Here is a 20,905-nt window from a genome sequence, read left to right as displayed (position 1 = left end):
ATCGACGACCCAGCACCCGCGGCTACCGATCGCGGATCGCGTTCAACGACACCTTCGTTAATCACGTGGCTTTACGCGGGTGAACGTTTCCTTCGGCTCCTTCTTGGGCTTTTCGGGGTTCCACACCAATTCGGTGTTCGTGAGCTTCTGAACGATGTACACGTCGTCGTGTTCGATGTCGTCGTTTAGGACGATCACGACCTTGTTCCCGTCCACCCTGTACCGGCCCGACACCTCGAAATCTTCTCCCTTTGCGGTGATGGTCATTATCGAAGTGCCGTCCTTACGGAATTCCATCACGACTGGATACTTCCCCTTTTCCTCTCCGCGCTTCCACTTCCCTACCAACTTGGTTGGGTCGATCTTCTCCTCTTCCTTGTCTGAAGCCGTCAAGCTTGAATTGAGCGCCACCATTGTCAGAGAGCAACAAAGAATCGCTCGCATCGTACTACCTTTCGCTTGCGTTTGTGTCTTCGCACGCGAGCCACTCGGCCTCGGTCATCGTTGCCCCCCGGGTTGTGTTTCAGCCCCGGAGGGGCGGCGGATGGTAGCCAGGGGTGCGGCCCGCTTCGGGCAAACCCCTGGTCCCCGGCGCAATGTGAAATGATCTGCCGCCCGTTCGGGGCTGTTGGGGATCTCGCGTCGCTCGTCGGACCAGGGGTTTGCTCGCTGCGCTCGCCGCACCCCTGGCTACATTCGGTCGCCGCGTCCGCGGCTACAAATCATTTGGCGAGCGGGGGACGTCAGTCCCCCGGTGCCTGTGAGAACTACCGGGGGACTGACGTCCCCCGCTCGCCCGGAACCCGTCACTTCACGAGTTCGTTCAGCGTGTAGTACGCCTCGGGGTGGAGCACCTTCTCGCCGTCGGCGGTGGTCAGGCCGTCGAGCCGGATCTCGAACACCCGGCCCTTCTTGAGCCCGTCCACCGGCACCGACAGCGTCTTCCCGTCGGCCGACAACTTCGCCTTGCCCACCTTCTCGGCCCGCGTGTCGGTCTCCGGGCACCCGTAGTCGCTCTTGTAGATGTAGGTGAACGAACTCACCGACGCCGCCTTCGCCCCGACCGAGTCCGGGTTCACCGGCTTCGTGAACACGAGGTCGAACCCGTCCTTCGTGAGCGTCACGTGGTGGATGTCGAACGGGTCCTTGCCCTCGAACGCGATCCGCTGGAGCCCGTACGGCTTGCCGCCCAGCGAGCCCCACCCGCGGTTCGTCTGGCCCACCATCAGGCTCCCGTCCGGCGCGAAGCACAGCCGGTTCACCCCGCACTGGAGCCCGCTGCGGAACGGGAAGCACGCCCCCTGGTACACCCCGTTCACCTTCTCTAAAGCCACCCGCATCACGCACGAGTTCGTCTGGTCGCCCACGAACGCCTGCCCGGTGAACGGCCCGAACTTGCCGCCGGTCGTGTCCCACACCGGCTCGCTCGCCGACTTGCCCATGCGGCCGTAGGGGAACCACACGCACGGCGGGTCGAAGTCCGGGTACACGTCGGTCTGGTTCCCGTTCTTGTCCACCCCGTCGTAGCGGATGCCGCTCGGCACCTTGTCCGGCACCTTGCCGGCGAACGGCGAGTCCTTCACCCACCGGAGCCCGGCCTGGTGCCCGTAGAACTTGCCCGGCTTGATGTGGTGCATCTTGTTCGTCGCCACCCACTCGCCCTGGTTGTCGCAGTAGAACAGCTCCCCCTCGGGCGAGAAGTTCACGCCGTTGGGCGACCGCAGGCCGTAGGCGTACGGCTCCATCTTGCCGTCCGGGCTCACCTTCACGCACCACCCGCGCCACGGGGCCTTCGCCTGGTGCCCGCCGCCGAACCCGACGTTCAGCGTGACGAACATGTTGCCTGCCTTGTCGCGGGCCGGGCCGAAGGCGAACTCGTGGTAGTCGCCCGACACGCCCCACTTGTCGCACACGGTGCTGAACTCGGACGCCACCCCGCCCTTCTCGACGATCTTCGTCAGCTCCGGCCGCTGCACGACGAACACGGTGTCGTTGTCCTGCACGAACAGGCCGAGCGCCTCGTGCAGCCCGCCCGCGTACTTCGTCACCTTCACGTCAGAAAGGCTGTCGGACGTCGGGTTCTCGACCATCCACACCTCGCCGCGGCGGGTGCAGGCGAGCAGCTTGCCGTCGGGCCGGAACCCGATGCCGCCCACTTCGAGCACGCAGTCGGCCGGCAGCGGGATGGTGTTGATCTTGTAGAACTTGCCCTCGCCGCTCGCGTTCTGGTTGATGCCGGCGACGACCGCGGCCGGCGGGAAGTCGCGCTCGAGCCGCTTGCGGATCGTCTCGGGGACGATCCCCTTCGGCAGGTCGGCGGCGCTGACGTACACCTCCCACTCGCCGGCCGTCTGGCACACCTTGATGAGCAGTTCGTTCTTGCCGACCTTCACGTCGGCCTCGGCCGTGTCCTGGTCCGGGGCCGCGCCGCGGGTGTGGTTCTCGTGGACCAGTCGCTTGCCGTTGAAGAACACGGTGAGCGTGTCGTCGCTGCCGAACGACAGCGGGAGCTTGAACGCGCTGGGCGACTCGAACGCGTGGTACAGGTAGACCGCGGCGTTGGTCCTCACGCCCGGGAACTTCATCAGGCTCGTGACCTTGCCCGGGGTGAAGTCCTTGAACTCCTCCCACGCGACCGCCTTGCCGTCCTTGCCGGGGTACGTCGCCTTCAGGTCCACGCCCTTCTCGGGCGGGTACGCGGTCTCGAACCCCTCGCCGTTGGGGTTGTCGAACGGCCCGGCGTGGTACCACTTCCCCTGCAGGCCGGGGAGCCCGTGCGACGCGAGCGTCGCGGCGATCGTGGCCGGCCGCGAGCCCTTGTTGACGTACTCGCCGGCCGGCTCACCGACGGGCTTGGCCTGCGGGACCGCGGCCGCGTGGCCCATCGCCACGGACGTGAGCAGTGCGGACAGCACGACGGGGCGGAAGACGCTCATTGATGGGGTTCCGGCAGGAACAGGGGGAGGGTCCAAGCGGGGCGGGGGCGGGGCGACTCCGATTGTAGCCGGGGTCTGTGACCCCGGACCGGCCTCACAGGGGCCGGCTACAGTGGGAGGTGACCAGCGAGGGTTGATGACTCGTGCCCGGTATCCCCGCTACTGTACCGACTCAGAAGGCGTTCCACAACCGCTCGAACTCGGCGGCGAACGCGGCGACGAGCTTCGCGTCGCCGGTGTCCACGACGTTCTCGTAGTTCATGTCGGCGGCCCCGCGGGTCCAGTTGTAGCTGCCGTTCAGGAGCCGCGCGCCGTCGAAGATCGCGAACTTGTGGTGCATGTGCCCGTTGATGCCCGGGTCGGACCGCCCGCGGCCGCGGACGTCGTCCACCTTCAGCGGGATGCCGGCGTCGCGGAACTTCTGGACGTCGGAGCCCGGGTCGAACTGCTTCTCGTTGTCCGAGATGACCCGCACCTTGACCCCGCGGCGGTGCGCGTCGAGGATCGACCGGCTGATGCGGTCGTCGGTGACGGTGAACACGCACACGTCGGCGGTGCGGCGGGCGGTCGTGAACCGGTGGACGATCTGCTGCAGGCACCGCTCGCCGGGCGAGAAGAACGCGAGGTCCGGCTCGGCCGACGCCGCGCCGGTCGCGGGTGCGGTCGCCGGCCCCATCGGCGCGAGGACGCGCATCACGTCTTCGAGCCACCCGACGACGCCGGCGCACTCGGCCGGGAGCGCGCCCCGGGCGGCGTCGAACGCCGCGTGCCGGGCGACGCCGCGCTGCTGGTCGGTGGTGACGTTCTTGGCAAGCCAGTCGGACAGGGCCGCCTTCTCGCTCGGGGTGAGCTTCGCGTCGGCGAGGGTGCGGCGGAGCAGGGCGGGGAGGTCGTCGGGGGTCATCGGGCACCAGAAGTCAGAAGAGTGAGCCGCACGATTGAAGACGAGAAAGGCACGATTCGGACAGGAGAGCAGCGTACATTCGAGAGCAGTGACTGAACCGAGTTACGGATGGCGTGGTCGCCCCTCACCCGCGACTCGAAGACTCGTCGCGACCTCTCCCCGTCGGAACGGGGCGAGGTGGGGTGACTGGCCACCTCCACACCTCACCGATTCGCACTGCTCGTGAGAAGCGCAGGGGCAACACCTCGCCCCGTTCCTACGGGGGGAGGTCGCCGCGGGCTCTGACCGCGGCGGGTGAGGGGCTCCACCTCAACCGTTCCCAACGCGCTTCGCCGTCTCCGGCTCTGAATCGTGTCTTTATCGGGTTTCGATCGTGCGGCTACTCTTCCGCCGGGTTCACTTCTCCCGTTTGATGCTCCAGTCGGTCATCGCTTCGAGGATCGTGCGGCACTCGCCGCGGGGGAGGCACTCCAGGTCGTGCCGCGCGGTGCGGGCGATCTCCTCGGCCCTGCGGCGGGCGTAGGCGAGCGACTGCGTCTTCTCGAGCGCCGCCAGCACGCGGCGGCCCAGTCCGGGCTCGCCGCCGCGGACCGCGGCCCGCAGCCCCTCGGCCTCGACCGAAGGAAGGCGGTTCAGGCAGTGGATCACGGGGAGCGTGAGCTTCTGCTGTTCGAGGTCGGTGCCGAGCGTCTTGCCGGCCGCCTCCTCGTTGCCGACGAGGTCGAGCAGGTCGTCGGCGATCTGGAACGCGAGGCCCAGGTTGCGGCCGAACCCCGCGAGCCGCTCGACCGTCTCCTCCGGCGCGCCGGCGAACAGTGCACCGAGCCGCCCGCAGCACTCCGTCAGCGCCGCCGTCTTGCCGTCGATGACCGCGAAGTAGTCGGCCTCCGTGAGGTTCAGGTTGCCGCGCTCGGTGACCTGCCGTAGTTCGCCCGCACACACGCGGTTCGTCGCCTCGCCGATGATCTCGCACGCGCGGCGGTCCACGGTGCTCGTGAGGTGGAAGGCGTGGGTGAACAGCATGTCGCCGAGGAGGATGCTGACCTTGTTCCCCCAGCCGGAGTTCACCGTCGGGATGTGCCGCCGCAGCTCGGCCTCGTCGAGCACGTCGTCGTGGACGAGCGTGGCCGTGTGGATCATCTCGACGGCCGCGGCGAGCGTGTGGTGGTGGGGGGTGACCTTGCCGAGCGCCTTCGCGGTGAGCAGGAGCAGGGCGGGGCGGAGCCGCTTGCCGCGGTAGTGCTTGAGGTGCTCGATCAGGGGGCCGAACGGCGAGCGGTACTGCGACAGGGTGTGGTCGAAGATCCGGTCGGCCTCGTCGATGTCGCCCGCGACCGGGGCGAACGCGAGCCCGGCGGGTCTGGGCGGTGCGCCCGCGGCTGCGGCGGGCGGAACGGTGAGCATGGCGGTCCCCATCGCGTGGCCTCCCGCTTTCCGTGCGGGCCGCCGCAATCCGGAAAGCATACGCCCCCGCCGGCGACCGTCAATTTGGAGAAGCGTCCGGGCCGCGGACGAAGTGCCCGCTCCGCCCGCCGTCCTTCTCCTCCAGCCGCACCGACTCGATCACCATCGCCCGGTCGGCCGCCTTGCACATGTCGTACACCGTGAGGGCCGCCACAGTAACCGCAGCGAGCGCCTCCATTTCAACACCCGTGCGGCCAAAAACCTTCGCCACCGCCTCGATCCGCACCGCGTCGCTGGCCGGGAACGAGAAGCTCACCTGCACCGAGGTGAGCGCGAGCGGGTGGCACAGCGGGATCAGGTCCGCGGTCCGCTTCGCGCCCATGATGCCGGCGAGCCGGGCGACCTCGAGCACGTCGCCCTTGGACACCCGCTTGTCGCGGATGAGGGCGAGCGTCGCCGGCTGCATCCGCACGACGGCGGACGCCCGCGCGACCCGCTCGGTCTCGGCCTTCGCGCCGACGTCGACCATGCGGGCCGCGCCGGACTCGTCGAAGTGCGTCAGGGGGGAGGACATGGGGGCGCAGTGGGTTGCTGGGAGAGGTGGGGCAGGCATTCTTGCCTGCCCCCAGACGCCTCACGGAGTAGGCAAGAATGCCTGCCCCACCAGGGTTTTCATGCCTGTTATACCAAGTCAGATCGGCTCGGACCCGTGGTGTACGGGTCCGAGCCCGAGTGCCGAGCGAGGGGCAACGTGAACCCTCGCTCGGCGCTCGGGCTCGGACCGCTACGTACCCAACAGATCCGGGGTTACTCGCTCACCGGCGGGAGGAGCACGGAGCCGCGCTGCGAGGTCCGCATCGGCGGGGGGAGTTCCTCGACGCCCGGCGGGACCGCGTCGGGGTACAGCGGCTCGCGCGGGGCGCGGGGCAGCGCGGGGACCGGAGTCGCGGGCGTTGCGGGGCCGCCGGGTGCTGTGGGGGCCGCGTTCGGCGGCACGCACGGGCGCACGAACAGGTCCTTGTCGGCCTCGAACGCGCGGCCGTCGAGCGTCGTGAGCCGCACGGCGACCCGCACCCGCTCGGTCGACGGGTAGGTCTGCCACGGGACCGCGACGAAGTACCCGGTGCTGATGAACCCGGCCCGCCACGACGGCCGCACCTTCTCGGCGGGCACGTCCCAGGTGCCGATCGGGTTCTTGATGCCGGCGGCGGTCACCTCCCACGCGGCGACCTGGACGCGGGCCGGCACCTTCACGGCGGCCCCGTCCTCGTCGCGGGGCACGACGACGAGCATCAGCCCCTCGTCGCCGGGGACGCCGTCCTCGTCGACCCCGCCGGTGCCGCGGGCCAGGGTGATGTCCTTGACCGGGACGTAGAGCGGGGCCGTCGTCGGCACCTGCGGCCCGGGGGAGCTCTGCGACTGCTGCGCGTAGGCCCGGTTGAGGTTCCGGGACTGTTCCAGCGCGGCCCGCGTGTCGGTCAGCTCCCGCTCGCGGGTGCGCAGCTCGGCCTCGATCAGGTCGTACCGCTTGTTCGGCTTACACGACGTGGCCAGCGTGCAGTGGACCGTGGACAGGACAACGAACACGCCGAACCGGAGCCGCGGCCCGACCCGGGCGAGGCGTTCCGATCCGGCGTGGTGTCGCGTCCTGCCCACTGTTCACCCACTGGTCGCTACTCGGGGGAGCGGTGCCCGGCCCCGAGCTGGTCGACCGGGATCCGCTCCAGAACCTTGTCGATGAGCCCGAAATTCTGGGCCTCGGCCGCGGACATGAAGTTGTCGCGGTCGGTCCCCTTCTTGATCGCCTCGATCGTCTGGCCGCTGTGCATCGCCAGCAGCCCGTTGAGGGTGTCCTTGGTCCGCAGGAACTCCTTGGCGTGGATCAGGATCTCCTCGGTGGTCCCCTCGGTGCCGGCCAGCGGCTGGTGGATCATGACCCGGGCGTGCGGCAGGGCGTACCGCTTGCCCTTGGTGCCGGCCGTCAGGAGCATCGCGCCCATGCTGGCGGCCTGGCCCATGCAGTACGTCGCCACGTCGCAGGTGACGAACTGCATGGTGTCGTAGATCGCCATCCCCGCGGTCACGCTCCCGCCGGGGCTGTTGATGTACAGGCTGATGTCCCGCTTCGGCTCCTCGAACTGCAGGTACAGCATCTGGGCGACGATCAGGTTCGCCATGTCGTCGTTGACGACCCCCTGCAGGAAGATGATCCGGTCCTTCAGCAGGCGGCTGTAGATGTCGTACGCGCGCTCGTCGCGGCCCTTGCTCTCGACGACCATCGGAATCAACGGCATGTTCGGTCCTCCGGGCGGACCGGCACACCCTCAGTGATCGGGTGGCGGGTCCGCGGGTGATTAGCGCTGTGCGGACTGTTGTTCGGGTCCCGCCCCCTCGCGGGGCGGGCGTGCGGAATGTGCGACGTTTGCGGGTCGGCGTTGGCCGGGTGTCGTTCGCGAGGGGGGAGCGGCCCGCGTTTCCGGCCCCACGGAGCGGGGGCGCTCGGACCGCGAGCCGACTGCCGACGCCCCACGAACCTCAACCAACCGACGGCAACCCCACACGGTCACTTCTTCGCTTCGGGCTTCACGAGGACCTCGTCCACCAGGCCGAACGCCTTGGCCTCGGCGGCGTGGTAGTACTTGTCCCGGTCGGTCTCCTTCTCGATCACCGCGAGCGGCTGGCCGGTGTGCTTGACCAGGATCTCGTTGAGCCGGCCCCGCTCCTTGAGGATCTCGTTGGCCTGGATCTCGATGTCCGACACCTGGCCCCCGACCTGCCCGTAGGGCTGGTGGACCATGACCTTCGAGTTCGGCAGGGCGTACCGCTTGCCCTTGCTGCCGGCCGCGAGCAGGATCGCCGCGCCGCTGGCCGCGAGGCCCATGCAGTACGTGTGGACCGGGGCGTCGAGGAACTGGATCGTGTCGTAGATCGCCAGCGTCGCCGACACCGAGCCCCCGGGGCTGTTGATGTACAGGTGGACGTCGGCCGTCTTGTTCTCGTACTGCAGGAACAGCAGCTGCTTGATGATCATGTCCGCGAGCGGGTTGCTGATCACCTGGCTGATGAAGATGATCCGCTGCTCGAGGAGCAGGTCGTCGAGCGTCATGAACCGCTGGCGCGAGTACTGGCCGCCGCGCTGGAGCTGCGGCTCGAAGTGGCCGGCCGCGGCCGACGGGTCGAACGGGGGGAACATGCGTGGCTCCATTCTGAAGGCGAGCGGGGGGCGCGAGCCCCCCGAGTTCAGTCGCAACACTTGGGGGGCTCACGCCCCCCGCTCGCCCGGGTTACTGGTACTGTACGCGGCCGGTCAACTGGCCGGCTTTTCGTCGGCGGCCTTGTCGGCCGCGTCGGCCGCCTGGGCCTGCGAGTCGGGCATCGCGTCGGCCGTGACGGTCGAGACCTCGTCCCCGCCGGACTCGGTGGCGCTCCACTCGTAGTCCTCGTACGTCGCCCCGGCGAGGATCAGGTCGAGCGCCTTCTGCTCCAGCAGGTCGGTGGCCAGGGCCTCGATCAGGTCCTCCTTCTCGAGCCGGGCGCGGACCCGGCGGACGCTCTCGCCGGTGCGGTCGGCCATCCGCTCCATCTCGCGGTCCAGGTCCTCTTCCTCGATCTCGATCTTCTCGACCTCGGCGACCTTCTGGAGCACGAAGTGCTCCTTGAGCGCGGCCGCCGTCGTCTTCATCGCGTCCTGCTCCAGCAACCGACGCCGGCCCTTGATCTGCTCGTCGCTCATCCCGGAATTTTTCATCTCCATGACCTTCCGGGAGATGGTCTTGCGGGCCTGGCGGCGGAGCATGTCCTGGGGCAGCTCCCACGTCGCGGCGGCCCCGATCGTCTCCAGCACCTGCTGGCGGGCGACCTGCCGCTGGGTGTACTCGAGCCGCCGCTCCAGCACCGTCTTGACGAACTCGCGGAACCCCTCGGGGGTGGTGACGCCGAACGCCTCCTCGAGCAGCTCGCGGGTCAGTTCCGGCTGGCGGATCGTCTTGACGTCCTTGATGGCGAACGTCGCCTGGACCTTCTGGCCCCGGAGCCCCTCGGTGCCGAGGTCGTCGCCCAGGGTGATCTCGACCTCGCGGACGTCGCCGGGCTTGGCCCCGGCCACCTTCGCGCCGAAGTCCGGGCACACGCCGTCGGACAGCGCGAGCTGCTTCTCGACCTTGACCCGGACCTCCTTGAGCGTGTTGATCTCCTTGCCGCGGTAGCTGATGGCCACGTCGGCCGTGAGGTAGTCGTTGACCGCGACCTCGGCCGGCTCCTTAGGCACGAGCTGGCCGTACGACTCCAGGAGCCGCTTCTGCTCGGCGTCGACGTCCGCGTCGGTGAACGCGTGCGTGGGCCGGCGGAGCTTGAGCCCCTTGTACTCGGGCAGGTCGAACTCGGGCCGGACCTCGATCTCGAACTCGTACACGAACGGCCCCTCGGCGGGGAGCTTGATGGCGTTCGGGTCGAGGTCGGGCGGGCTCAGCGGGGCGATCACCTGCTCGTCGGCGAGCTGCTCCAGGCTGGCCATCAGCACCTGGGTCTTGACCTCTTCCGAGACAGAGTCGTGGTACTGCTTCTCGATCAGCTTGCGGGGGGCCTTGCCGGGCCGGAACCCGCGGACCTGGGGCTGGTCGCTGCGGACGATCTCGGTGAACTTCTCGTCGAGCCGCTCGTCGATCAGCTCGCGGTCCACGGTGACCTTGACGTGCTTCTTGCACGGGCCGACGTCGCGGAGTTCCACGGACTGCTTGAGCTTGATCGGCCCGTCCTGCGCCGGGGCGTCGACGGTCGCGATCGCGGAACCGGCGTCCGCGTCGGTCGCGGGCGCTTCGGGGTTGGTGTCGTCTGCCATGCGTGTGCTCCGTCGGGGTGGTCTGCTCGCGCTGGGCCGGCTTCCGTTCCTGTCTACAAACGAGGAACCGGGGCGTCACGAGTGACGGGTGTTGTATACCCCCGGGCCGCGCGCGACTCCCCGCTTTTGGATTTCGGTGCGGTCCCGCCTCGCGCGAGGCGGTGCGGGCCGGTCATTGTACCGGTGCGGGAGGGAGCGCGGCGGGGCGGGGCGTCAGCCCAGGGCGGCCAGGAGGCGGGCCTGGATCGCCTTGACGAGGTCGCGGACCGACACCCGCTCCCCGTTGTGGTCGCCGACGGGGTTGAGGAGGAGGAAGGCGTGGCCCTTGAGGGTCATGCCGCTGAGCAGCGCCTTGAACCGTGCGAGGTCGCCGACGGAGAACGGGACGAGTTCGTCGGGGTCGGTCGGGGACAGCCACGCGATCCCGGCGCGCGCGGCTTCGAGGGAGGTGAACGCGGGGACGTAGGCCGAATCGACGTCGCCGGACTGGACGACCTGGCGGACGAGTGCGGGAACCGTGTCGCCCAGCGGCGCGGCGGCGAGCAGCCACACCCCGTCGGGGGCGAACAACTCGGCCGGGAGTTCGCGCTTCACGATCGCACCTCGGGGAGAGGACCGGGCAACGAAGGGAGCCGGGGCCGGGATCACACGCGGTCCAGCGCCTGGCGGACCTCGTGGATCTTGTCTTCCAGCTCCCGGGGCACGGGCTGGCACTCCTCCCACAGCTCTTCCTTGACGCGCAACAGTCGGTCGAGCTTCGCCTTCAGTCGGTGGCGGTCCAGCTCCTGTTGCCGGTCGGCGGTTCGGTTGTCGTTGTCCATCGGCGCGATCTGTTGCATCGAGCACCCCCAGCCAGAGTTTGCGACGCCTGCGCCCGCGGTCAAGTGGTTCTTCCGAAGTGTCCGGTGATTGCACAGCAGGACGGTGCCACACCGGCGCGAAACTTGGCTCGGAACCCACAACGCGAAACGTCGCCGCACCCGACGCCCTCGGTTTCCTTGTTCGTGCGTGCAAACCGCGCACCGCACGCACGGACCGCCGGGTGGCTTGGAGAGCGTTACGCGGGCGAACGTTCGGCTCGTGGCGCCCGATCCGCCGGGTGAAGTGGGGTACAAACGGCCGCGACGCGGGTCTCAGATGGAATCTGAAACCCGCGTCGCGGATGGATCGTTGCGCCAGAGAACTGGCGAGATGTCATTTCAAGAGCGGGTGATGGGACTTGAACCCACGACAACCTCGTTGGCAACGAGGTACTCTACCACTGAGTTACACCCGCGTTCGCTTTCCGTCCCACACAATCTAGGTCGCTCGGGCTCCGGCTTCAAGGGGAGAATATGACTCTCTCTCCGGGTGGCCAGGGATTTCGTGAGCGGGGCACCCGGATCGAAACGAAGCGGCCCGACCGGTGTGCCGGTCGGGCCGCGGGGTGACTGCAGGCCGGCGCGGGTCACGACCGGTTGGCGGCGACCCACAGCATGTGCGCGACGCGCTCGTGGAGGTTCACGGCCTTCTGCCGCCGCATGCGGACGAGGTACACGTCCCGCCAGGTGTAGTAGAGGGCCGCGATCGCCAGACCGGCGAGGTTACAGGTGATGAGCGAGGGGAGCACAGAAGCCTCCGCGTTCGGTTCGTGGTAGGGTGAAGTTGGGTGGCGGGAAAGCCGACAGCCGCCACGTACCCGAACCCTAATACGCGAACGGGTGGCGTCAAACGGTGCCGGCCCGGATTCAGGAGGACGAACGTAGGGGACGTGACGGATTTTCCGCCACTATGGACTGGGCGAAATTTATCCTCGCGGGTCGCGCGAATTCGGCCTCAGATTGTGCCGGGAGACGAAGTCGCGGGTGCGAGCTCACCCCGCAAACCCGCAAGCCCCTCACTACCCAACCTCACCAGCTTCCCACCCACGCGGACCTCGAAGAGGTCGTCGAGTTGTTCGTAGGCGAGGATGGCGACCGTCGCGCCGGGGGTGAGCCCTTGCTGGTACCAGTGCCGGAGCCGGGCCGGGTTGTCGTCCTGCACCTCGCGGATGACGACCGTCTGGCCCGCCCGGAACTCGCTGAGCCGCCGCAGGTCGCGGCGCTGGAGCTCGCCGGTGCGCGACGGGATTGGGTGGCCGTGCGGGTCTTCGAGGGGCTCGCCGAGGTGGTCCGCGATGGCCTGTTCGAGCCGCGGCGAGATGGCGTGCTCCAGCGCCTCGGCCTCGGCGTCCACCTCGCTCCAGTCGAGGCCCAGCACCCGCGTCAGGAACAGCTCGACGAGCCGGTGCCGGCGGATGACGCGGAGCGCCTCGGACAGCCCCGCCTCGGTCAGCCGCGCGCCCTCCTTGGGCGTGTACGCGATCCACCCGGCCTGTTCGAGCCGCTTGAGCATCCCGGTAACGGACGGGGCCTTCACGCCGAGGGCCGCGGCGATCTGGTTCGGCTCGACGACGCGGTCGCCGCCGCCGAGCCGGTGGATGGTCTTGAGGTAGTCCTGCACCGCCTGCGACGGTTGGTCGGGTTGGTCCGTCATCCCTGGCCCTCGCGGTGCGGTCGCCCAGTGTATCTTATCGGGCCGGGGCCGCCCGTTCGGAGACAAAGACCGGCCGGCGGGCGGCGCCCGGTGCGGTCACCCGCACAGCTCGGCGACCACGAGGGTCACGTCGTCGGTGAGCGCCTGTGTCCCGCGGAACGTCTCCTGCCAGTTCACGATCCGCCGGGTGAGGCTCTCGGCCGGTTCGGCCCCGTGGGTGACGAGGCAGTCCCGGAGCCGGTCGGTGCCGAACGTCTCGCCGATCTCGTTGCGGGTCTCGATGAGCCCGTCGGTGTAGAAGCACAGCCGGTCGCCGGGGGCGAGTTGCACGGACTTCTCGCGGTACTGCTCCTCGGGCATGATGCCGAGCATGAACCCCTGCGCGCCGAGGGGCCGGACCCCGCCGGTCGCGGCCGACCACAGGAGCGGGTACGGGTGCCCGGCGTTCGCGTAGGTGAGCACCCGGGTGCGGCGGTCGAACACCGCGTAGAACGCGGTGACGAACCGCTCGTCCATGAGCCCCTGGAGCCGGGCGTTCATCTCGGTGAGCACCTGGCCCGGCGAGGCGTACTTGTGGGCGACGTCCGAGAAAGCGGTGCGACTCATGATGGCGACCATCGCGGCCGCGATGCTGTGCCCGCTCGCGTCGGCGATCAGGAACCCGAGCAGGTCCGGGTCGGGGTGGGCGATGTCGTAGTAGTCGCCCCCGAGGTGGTCGAGCGGGGCGTAGTGGAGCCCCCACTGCAGCTCGGGCCACGCCGGGGGCTTGTTCGGGAGCAGGAGCCGGGTCTGGTACCGGCCCGCGGCGCGGAGGTTGAACGTCTGCTCGTAGTCCCGGGCCAGGAGCTCGTCGTTGGCGTGCCGCAGCTCCCGGGTCCGCTCCGCGACCTGCTGGTTCAGGTGGTCGGCCCGGGTCCGCATGAGCAGCCGGGTCGAGAGGATGCCGATGACCCGGCCCCGCTCGATCACCGGCAGGTGCCGCACCCGGAACCGGTCCATCATCTCGACGGCCGCGGCCCAGTCGGCGTCCGGGCCGATGGTGTGCGGGTTCACGGACATCCACGCGGACACCGGCAGGTCGCGCCAGTCCGCGGGGGCGGCGACGATCCGCCGGAGCAGGTCCCGCTCGGTGAAGATCCCGTCGAGGCCGGCCCCGTCGGCCGACACGATGAGCGCGCCGATCCGGCGGTCGTTCATCAGCCCGATGGCCGCCCCGATCGGCAGACCCGGGGGCACCACCTCGGGCTCCGGTTGCATCACGTGGCGCACGGTGAGCAGTGGTTCGGCCATGTCCGCACGAGCACCCGGCGACGATTGTTCGGGAGAGGAACGTCGAACGAGATGATACGGCCCGGGCCCGGTCCCCGTCATGCCGAATCGCGGAACCGGGCGACAGACTCTTGACGTTGCCGCCCGATACGGTGGAATAGACTGTGTTCCGCCCTCCCGACGGTGGAACCGACCGTGTCCCACCCCCCGACCCCCCAGCGGGTGCCGCATGCCGACGTGGGTGAATCAGTCCGGGGTCCTCCCGGTGCTCAACGGTCGCCTGTGCATGGTGACGTCGAGCAGCGGGAAGCGGTGGGTGTTCCCCAAGGGACTGATCGACCCCGGCCACACGGCCGGACAGGCCGCGCTGACCGAGGCCTGGGAAGAGGCCGGGCTGGTCGGCACGCTCGACCAGGAACCGGCCGGGAACTACGTGTACGAGAAGCTCGGCACCCCGCACCACGTCCTCGTGTACGTCATGCGGGTGATCGAGGCCCGCGACACCTGGCCCGAGCGGGGCCTCCGCGAGCGCGAGTGGCTGACCATCGACGACGCCCTCGACCGCGTCGAGGAGCCGGGCCTCCGGGAACTGATCCGCCGCGTCTTCCGCGCCGGCCACCCCGACCGCATCACCCTCGTGACCGCCTGAGCGAGTAAGCACGAAATTCGAAGCGCGAAATCCGAAAGGAAGACACCCAACCGCGGGTCTTCCTTTCGGATTTCGTGCTTCGAATTTCGTGCTTACTTACCCACCAAAGGCAGGATCACCCGGTCCACGTCGGCCTCGGTGCGCACCGGCGGCACGTTGCCGTGCAGCTCCCACGCCTCGACCACCTCGGCCGACTGCCCGGGGTGCAGCGTGACCAGCTCGCCGCACGTCTCCATCTCCAGCATGTCCTCGTTCGAGAACGTCTGGTAGCGGGTGCCCCGGTCCGGGTACACGGCCCCCTCGCGGTAGTCGAACCGCTTCACGAACAGCACGCCCGAGTTCAGGTACCCGGCCCAGCCCATGCGGTGCGCGAGGCCGATCTTCGTCGGTCCCTTGGTCACGTCCTGGCGGAGCATGATGTACTTCTTGCCGAACGCCCACCGGGTGTCGGCGAAGTCGAAGTACGGCCACAGGATCAGTTCCTGGTTCGGGCCGTAGTCGGCCGGCGTCTTCGCGTTGCTGACGGGCCCCGGGTGGTTCTTCTTCGTGGGCAGGGGGATGATCTCGACGCCGCCGGGGGCCATGACCGTCGGCCCCCACGGGGCGAGGTCCGTCGGCTCCGTCCCGATGTTCGTCACCTGCAATCGAACGTCGACCCGGGTGCCGGTCTTGCCGAGCTTCAGCTCCATCACCTTCTGGACGCCGTACTCGGTCTCGGGCGGCGGGGTGAACCGGACCGCGAGGTCGCCGATCGCCTCCCACTTCACGGGGCGGTTGTCGGGGAAGTACGTGCGGGTGAGGTCCTCGGGGGCGAGCCAGAACCGGTGCCCGCCGCGGAGCTGCCACTCGGGCTCGCCGGTGCCGCCCATCATCGAGTCGTAGTTCTTCATGACGTTCACCCCGCCCGGGAGCCGGTACGAGATGACGCGGGGGCCGACGTCGAGGGTGACGACCAGTTCGGCGTCGGCGTTGGCCAGGCGCAGGTTGTTCTTCCAGCCACGGTACTCGATGACGTCCACTTGGCGGCTCCGTCTGCGGCGGGGTCGGGAGAGAAGAGATTTATCCGCAGATTACACAGAGGACACAGATTTTCAGAAAGAAATCAGGGGACAGAAACCAGAGATCCGCAGGGAACAAGCAGTTTGCCCCTTATCTCCTCTGTCCTCTGTCTAAAAATCTGTGTCCTCTGTGTAATCTGCGGGTAAATCTCTTTGCTTTCATCGCCGCCCGATCCAAAGTCGCGCACGAAACACGCGCCTGCTATAATTCCTGGGCACCCGCGTTTCGCCGAAAGACCACCCGACCATGCCGACCCCGACCGCCAAGTCCGCCCGCCTGTCGCTACCGATGTGGACCGAGCGGTACGCGGCCCCGCACGCGCCGACGACCGCGGAGGAGATGCGCGCCCGCGGGTGGGACGCGGTGGACGTGGTGTTCGTCACCGGCGACGCCTACATCGACCACCCGAGCTTCGCGATGGCGATCCTGCACCGGGTGCTGGAGCGGGCCGGCTTCCGCGTCGCGATCCTGAGCCAGCCCGAGTGGACGTCGTGCGACCCGTGGCGGCAGTTCGGCAAGCCGCGGCTGTTCTTCGCCGTCAGCGCGGGGAACATGGACTCGATGATCAACCACTACACGGCGAACAAGAAGGTCCGCAACGACGACGCCTACTCGCCCGGGGGCCGGATCGGCCTGCGCCCGGACCGGGCGACCCTCGTGTACTGCCAGCGGGCGCGCGAGGCGTTCGCCGGCGTGCCGGTCATCGCCGGCGGGGTCGAGGCGTCGCTGCGGCGGCTGGCCCACTACGACTACTGGTCCGACACGGTGAAGCGGTCGATCGTGCTCGACAGCAAGGCCGACCTCGTCGCCTACGGCATGGGCGAGCACAGCATCACCGAGATCGCGAAGCGGCTGGCCGCCGGCCAGACCGTCAAGGACCTGCGCGACCTGCGCGGCGTCGCCTACGCGATGGGGGCCAGGGAGTCCTCAGAATTGCGGAACGCGGAATTCGGAACGCGGAACGAAGACCGGTCCGCCCCGTCTTCCGATTCCGCACTCCGCACTCCGCACTCCGCGTTCGTCGAGATCCCGAGCTTCGAGGAGGTCCGCGACGACAAGCGGAAGTTCGCCGAGGCGACGCGGGTCATCCACACGAACACGAACCCGTTCAACGCCGCGACGCTGGTGCAGTTCCACGACCGGCAGGCGGTGGTCCAGACGCCCCCGGCGCTGCCGCTGTCCGCGGCCGAGATGGACGCCGTGTTCGACCTGCCGTACAGCCGCCGCCCGCACCCGAGCTACACCGAGCCGGTCCCGGCGCACGAGATGATCAAGGACTCGGTCACGAGCATGCGGGGGTGCTTCGGGGGCTGCACGTTCTGCTCGATCACCGCCCACCAGGGCCGCATCATCCAGAGCCGCTCCCCGGAGAGCATCCTCAAGGAGGTCGAGAAGCTCGCGGCCGACCCGGAGTTCAAGGGGGTCGTTTCCGACATCGGCGGCGCGACGGCGAACATGTACCAGATGCGCTGCACCCGGCCCGAGGTCGAGGCGAAGTGCAAGCGGCTGTCGTGCATCCACCCGGGGGTCTGCAAGCTGCTCGGCACCGACCACGGGCCGACGATCGAACTGCTCAAGAAGGCCCGCGAGGTGGACGGCGTGCGGCAGGTGTTCGTGTCGTCGGGCATCCGCATGGACCTGGCGCAACTGTCGCCCGAGTACGTCAGCGAGTTGGCGGCGCACCACACCGGCGGCCGGCTGAAGGTCGCGCCCGAGCACACCAGCCCGGGGGTGCTCGCCCTGATGAAGAAGCCGAGCATCGACAACTTCGGCGTGTTCGCGGAGCAGTTCTCGGAAGCGTCGGCCGAGGGCGGCAAGCCGCGGCAGCAGATCGTCCCGTACTTCATCGCCAGCCACCCGGGCAGCGACCTCGCCGACATGATCGACCTGGCCCTGTACCTGAAGCGGAACGGCTACCGGCCCGACCAGGTGCAGGACTTCATCCCGGCCCCGTTCGACATCGCGACGTGCATGTACTACACGGGGCTCGACCCGTTCACGAACAAGCCGGTGCAGTCGGCGAGGAACCTGCGGGACCGCAAGATGCAGCGGGCGCTGATGCAGTTCTTCAAGCCCGAGAACTACTTCACGGTCCGCGAGGCGCTGATCCAGGCGGGCCGGGCCGACCTGATCGGCGGGTGCGACGGGCTGATCCCCGCGAACCCGCCGCGGGAGGCCATCGAGGCGAAGCGGCGGCAGGCGAACGAGGCCCTCCGGGGCGACCACTACCACACCGTCGCCAACCCCGCGAAGGGCGAGGCGCCCGGCGAGCGCGGGGCCGAGCCGCCGAAGCCGACCGGCTACCGCCCGGGGCGGACGACCCAGCAGCGGCGACAGGGCAAGAAGAAGGGCCGCTGACCGGGGCTCGACCGCCGGAACCTGAGCCGGCCGCGGGCGCGGCACCAGTCCGTCGCCCGGAACCGCGCCCGGTGGGCTACTCCGGGGCCGGCACGACCGCGACGCCCCACGGGCTCTTCCCCACCTTCACCCGGGCGACCTCCTTGGCCGCCCCCGTGTCGATCACCGACACGTCGTCCGACGGCCCGTTCGCGACGAACAGCCGCTTGCCGTCGGGCGCCGCCGCCAGCCCCCAGGGCCGGGGGCCGACCTTGATCGCGTGCAGCACCTTCCCCGCGGCCGGGTCCACCACGCACATCGTCCCGCCGCGGCCGGTGGTGACGTACAGCTTCGTCCCGTCGCCGCTCACCAGGGTGCCCATCGGCCGCGACCCGGCGGGAAGGGTGATCGTCTGCACCACCTTGTGCGACGCAGTGTCGACCACCGCGACCGTGCCGGCGGTCTCGGACGGGACGAACGCCTGCGACCCGTCGGGCCGGAACGCGACCGTCCGCGGCCGCCCGCCGACCGCGACCTCGGCGACGGTCTTGTTCGCCTTCGCGTCGATCACGACCACCTCGCCGTTCGTCTCGCAGGTAACGTAGACGAACTTGCCGTTGGGGCTGAACGCGGCCCCCTCCGGCTCCTCCCTCACCTTCACCACCGCCTCGACCTTGCCGGCGGCGAGGTCGAACACGGTGGCCGTGGCCGCGTCCTCGTTCGAGATGTACAGCCGCTTCCCGTCGGGGCTGACGGCGAACTCCTCGGGGTCGGTGCCGGCCGGCAGCCGCTTCACCACCCGCTTCGCCTTCAGGTCGATGACCGCGACGCCGTCCTCGGCGCGGTCGCCGCCCTCCACCTTCGGGAGTACCGGGGCGCCCTTGTCGCCGAGCTTCGGCGGGCCGAGGACCGGGCTGCCGCTGACGGCGACGTAGAGCGTCTTGCCGTCGGGGCTGGCGTGGACGCCGCGGGGCCGCTTGCCGACCGGGACGGTGCCGACCACGGTGCCGGTCGCCGCGTCGATCAGGGTGACGTCGCCCGACCCCTCGTTGGTCACGCACACCCAGTGCCCGCGGGCCGCGGCCCCCTTCGGCGGCTCGGGGTCCGCGGCGGCGGCGAGGGCGGCCGCCAGGAGCGTTGCGCCCGCGAGCGTAATGAGCCGGTTCATGCTGGTCTCCTCGGGTGAAGTGGGTCAGCGGAGCGTGTACAGGTACGCGGAGATGTCGCGTACCTCGTCGTCGGTCGCGCCGACGTTGGGCATGGCCGTCCGCGGGTCGACCGCGGGCGGGTCCCTCAGCCACCGGGCCATGTTCTCCGGCGTGTTCAGCAGCACGCCGGCGAGGTAGACGCGACTGCCGACGCGCGTCAGCGGCGGGCCGACGTTCGCGTCGGCCCCGGGGACGCCGGGGATGGTGTGGCACGCGGCGCACCCGCGGCGGCCGATCGCGTCCCGCCCGCGGGCCGGGTCGCCGCCGGTGATGCTGGCGGCGTACTGCTGGCGCTCGCCGCTCCGGGTGGCGTCACACGCCGGCACCGCGACCAGCGCGGTGACGAGAAGGGCCGCTCGCGTCGTCACGGTCGCACCTCCGCGGTTGCCACGGCCCGGCGGGGGCGGGCTCGCTCGCCGGAGGCCCGCAGCCAGCCGGCGAACAGCGCCAGCCCGGCGACGATGTACACCGTGCAGGCCGGCACCCACATGATGAGGCCGCCGGCCTGCTGGTCCTCAAGGGGCGTCAGCCCCCACGCCTGCGTGGTGCCGGCATAGTCCGGGTACCACACGACGCCCGCCAGGGTGATGAGCGCGCCGAGGAACCCGCTGTGGGCGGCCGTGGTGAACAGGTACAGCACGGCCGCCCCGTACCCCGCCGCGCCGCCCCCGCGGTGGAGGATCGCCCACCAGAACAGCACCGCCGACAGCAGGAAGCTCAGGTGCTGCAGCGCGTGGACGAACTCGCTGTGCAGCGCCGCCCCGAACAGCGCCGGGACGTGCCACGCCCACAGCACGACCGCGTGCAGCAGCCACGCGACGAGCAGGTTCGTGACGAGGGCCCACGCCGCCTGAACCGGGGCCGGCTTCGTCCACCGGAGCAGCCCGCGGACGCGGCCCGGCGGCAGCGCCTTGAGCGTCGCGACCACCGGCCGGCCGAGCACGAGCAGCGGCGCGGCCACGAGCATCATCAGCTCGTGCTGCACCATGTGGACCGAGAACAGGACGTTCCCCCACGGGTGCAGCGGCGAGGCCAGCGCGACGGCCAGCGCCAGCCACCCGCCGGCGAAGCACGCGGCCTGCCACCGCCGGACGCCGCGGCCGGTCCCGGCCTCGCGCCACAGCCGGCGCACGCCGCGGGCGTACACCCAGGCGGTGACGAGCAGCGGCAGCACGACGAGCGGCTCCAGCGGCCACGCCCCGGCCAACTCGTGCCAGTCGCGCGGCCCGCCGTCCGCCTCCCCGCCACCGCCGTGGGCGCGGGCCACGGCGCTCGCGGCGGCCCACGCCGGGGGCACGAGTGCGAACCGAACGGTAGCGGCGCGGCGCGTCATCCGGCCCCCATCGTGCGGGGGAGCGTGGCCACGGCGACCCACTGGGCGACGATCACGCACGCAAACAGCGCGCCCGTCATCATCCCGATCACGGCCATGTAGCGGACGCGCCCCGCGGCCGGGGCGTCGGAGCCCGACGGCCACCCGCCCACCACGCGCCACGAGCGCCACGCGAGCGCCAGCCCGCCGAGGGCCAGGAGCAGGCACGCGGCACTCAGGGCGTGCAGCGGCGCGAGGCGGTCGCGCTCGGTCGCCCACGCCGAGAGCGCGAACGCGCCCTGGAGGTGAACCACCCACGCGACCGGCCCCGCGAGGCAGCCGGCCCACAGTACGGGCGTGTCGGTCAGTTGCAGGCGGGCCACGGTCGCACCCCTCACACCGGGTCGTGTGGATTGGTCTGCGGGTTTTGCCCTAACCCCTTGCGGGATCTTCTGCTTCAGGTGGCCGCGCTTCGC

The 20,905-nt window shown here is 69.8% G+C and carries 21 protein-coding genes and 1 tRNA gene; 2 read left to right on the top strand and 20 right to left on the bottom strand.

Annotated elements, in window-relative coordinates; translation table 11 throughout:
* Positions 1–57: 57 nt before the first annotated feature.
* The 15 genes from ACTIGN_RS05125 to ACTIGN_RS05055 form a co-directional block, all read right to left on the bottom strand.
* Complete coding sequence (locus ACTIGN_RS05125; RefSeq protein ID WP_439621729.1) at positions 58–444, bottom strand: lipocalin family protein; 387 nt, start codon at positions 442–444, stop codon at positions 58–60.
* A 362-nt stretch (positions 445–806) separates the two neighbouring features.
* Entirely contained in the window at positions 807–2,936 is a 2,130-nt protein-coding gene (locus ACTIGN_RS05120) for a hypothetical protein (RefSeq protein ID WP_439621728.1), read from the bottom strand.
* 172 nt (positions 2,937–3,108) lie between these two features.
* A complete protein-coding gene (locus ACTIGN_RS05115; protein WP_439621727.1) occupies positions 3,109–3,840 on the bottom strand; it encodes a phospholipase D-like domain-containing protein in 732 nt (243 codons plus the stop codon).
* A gap of 396 nt (positions 3,841–4,236) precedes the next feature.
* Entirely contained in the window at positions 4,237–5,256 is a 1,020-nt protein-coding gene (locus tag ACTIGN_RS05110) for a polyprenyl synthetase family protein (RefSeq protein WP_439621726.1), read from the bottom strand.
* 67 nt (positions 5,257–5,323) lie between these two features.
* Positions 5,324–5,818: a cyclic pyranopterin monophosphate synthase MoaC gene (gene moaC / locus ACTIGN_RS05105; protein WP_439621725.1), complete on the bottom strand. Its 495-nt coding sequence runs from the start codon at positions 5,816–5,818 to the stop codon at positions 5,324–5,326.
* 233 nt (positions 5,819–6,051) lie between these two features.
* Entirely contained in the window at positions 6,052–6,900 is an 849-nt protein-coding gene (locus ACTIGN_RS05100) for a hypothetical protein (RefSeq protein ID WP_439621724.1), read from the bottom strand.
* Between the two features lie 17 nt (positions 6,901–6,917).
* Complete coding sequence (locus ACTIGN_RS05095) at positions 6,918–7,538, bottom strand: ATP-dependent Clp protease proteolytic subunit (RefSeq protein WP_439621723.1); 621 nt, start codon at positions 7,536–7,538, stop codon at positions 6,918–6,920.
* 269 nt (positions 7,539–7,807) lie between these two features.
* The gene (locus tag ACTIGN_RS05090) at positions 7,808–8,437 is read right to left on the bottom strand and encodes an ATP-dependent Clp protease proteolytic subunit (RefSeq protein WP_439621722.1); all 630 of its coding nucleotides are present in this window, start codon (positions 8,435–8,437) and stop codon (positions 7,808–7,810) included.
* A gap of 114 nt (positions 8,438–8,551) precedes the next feature.
* Positions 8,552–10,081: a trigger factor gene (gene tig, locus ACTIGN_RS05085; RefSeq protein WP_439621721.1), complete on the bottom strand. Its 1,530-nt coding sequence runs from the start codon at positions 10,079–10,081 to the stop codon at positions 8,552–8,554.
* A 213-nt stretch (positions 10,082–10,294) separates the two neighbouring features.
* Positions 10,295–10,675, bottom strand: coding sequence for a hypothetical protein (locus tag ACTIGN_RS05080; protein WP_439621720.1), 381 nt, complete (start codon positions 10,673–10,675; stop codon positions 10,295–10,297).
* A gap of 50 nt (positions 10,676–10,725) precedes the next feature.
* Positions 10,726–10,920 (bottom strand): hypothetical protein, encoded by a 195-nt coding sequence (locus ACTIGN_RS05075; RefSeq protein WP_439621719.1) that lies wholly within the window; start codon positions 10,918–10,920, stop codon positions 10,726–10,728.
* Between the two features lie 365 nt (positions 10,921–11,285).
* Positions 11,286–11,357: transfer RNA gene (locus ACTIGN_RS05070), tRNA-Gly, on the bottom strand.
* A 171-nt stretch (positions 11,358–11,528) separates the two neighbouring features.
* On the bottom strand, positions 11,529–11,690 hold the full coding sequence (locus tag ACTIGN_RS05065; RefSeq protein ID WP_439621718.1) for a hypothetical protein: 162 nt from the start codon (positions 11,688–11,690) through the stop codon (positions 11,529–11,531).
* Positions 11,691–11,896: 206 nt separating this feature from the next.
* On the bottom strand, positions 11,897–12,595 hold the full coding sequence (locus ACTIGN_RS05060) for a metal-dependent transcriptional regulator (protein ID WP_439621717.1): 699 nt from the start codon (positions 12,593–12,595) through the stop codon (positions 11,897–11,899).
* 96 nt (positions 12,596–12,691) lie between these two features.
* Positions 12,692–13,885, bottom strand: coding sequence for a PP2C family protein-serine/threonine phosphatase (locus ACTIGN_RS05055; RefSeq protein ID WP_439621716.1), 1,194 nt, complete (start codon positions 13,883–13,885; stop codon positions 12,692–12,694).
* Positions 13,886–14,093: 208 nt separating this feature from the next.
* Here ACTIGN_RS05055 and ACTIGN_RS05050 point away from each other — a divergent pair, with 208 nt between their 5' ends.
* The gene (locus tag ACTIGN_RS05050; RefSeq protein WP_439621715.1) at positions 14,094–14,513 is read left to right on the top strand and encodes an NUDIX hydrolase; all 420 of its coding nucleotides are present in this window, start codon (positions 14,094–14,096) and stop codon (positions 14,511–14,513) included.
* 92 nt (positions 14,514–14,605) lie between these two features.
* Here the strand turns inward: ACTIGN_RS05050 and ACTIGN_RS05045 are convergent, their stop codons facing one another.
* Positions 14,606–15,532, bottom strand: coding sequence for a hypothetical protein (locus tag ACTIGN_RS05045; protein WP_439621714.1), 927 nt, complete (start codon positions 15,530–15,532; stop codon positions 14,606–14,608).
* Positions 15,533–15,818: 286 nt separating this feature from the next.
* Between ACTIGN_RS05045 and ACTIGN_RS05040 the strand changes: the two genes are divergently transcribed.
* Entirely contained in the window at positions 15,819–17,930 is a 2,112-nt protein-coding gene (locus ACTIGN_RS05040; protein ID WP_439621713.1) for a YgiQ family radical SAM protein, read from the top strand.
* 76 nt (positions 17,931–18,006) lie between these two features.
* On the opposite strand, the gene ACTIGN_RS05035 is transcribed toward ACTIGN_RS05040, so the two are convergent.
* The 4 genes from ACTIGN_RS05035 to ACTIGN_RS05020 are packed head-to-tail and all read right to left on the bottom strand — an operon-like array spanning position 18,007 to position 20,812.
* Complete coding sequence (locus ACTIGN_RS05035; RefSeq protein WP_439621712.1) at positions 18,007–19,077, bottom strand: beta-propeller fold lactonase family protein; 1,071 nt, start codon at positions 19,075–19,077, stop codon at positions 18,007–18,009.
* 24 nt (positions 19,078–19,101) lie between these two features.
* Positions 19,102–19,485, bottom strand: a complete 384-nt coding sequence (locus ACTIGN_RS05030) for a c-type cytochrome (RefSeq protein ID WP_439621711.1) — start codon at positions 19,483–19,485, stop codon at positions 19,102–19,104.
* Positions 19,482–20,450 (bottom strand): cytochrome c oxidase assembly protein, encoded by a 969-nt coding sequence (locus tag ACTIGN_RS05025; RefSeq protein ID WP_439621710.1) that lies wholly within the window; start codon positions 20,448–20,450, stop codon positions 19,482–19,484. The genes ACTIGN_RS05030 and ACTIGN_RS05025 overlap by 4 nt, the downstream gene beginning before the upstream one ends.
* The gene (locus ACTIGN_RS05020; RefSeq protein WP_439621709.1) at positions 20,447–20,812 is read right to left on the bottom strand and encodes a hypothetical protein; all 366 of its coding nucleotides are present in this window, start codon (positions 20,810–20,812) and stop codon (positions 20,447–20,449) included. The genes ACTIGN_RS05025 and ACTIGN_RS05020 overlap by 4 nt, the downstream gene beginning before the upstream one ends.
* Between the last annotated feature and the right edge of the window lie 93 nt (positions 20,813–20,905).

It is taken from the genome of Gemmata sp. (assembly GCF_051859125.1).
In the GTDB taxonomy this organism is placed as follows: domain Bacteria; phylum Planctomycetota; class Planctomycetia; order Gemmatales; family Gemmataceae; genus Gemmata.
The sequence above is the reverse complement of the archived record's forward strand: the minus strand, read 5'-3'. Positions and strand labels throughout refer to the sequence as shown.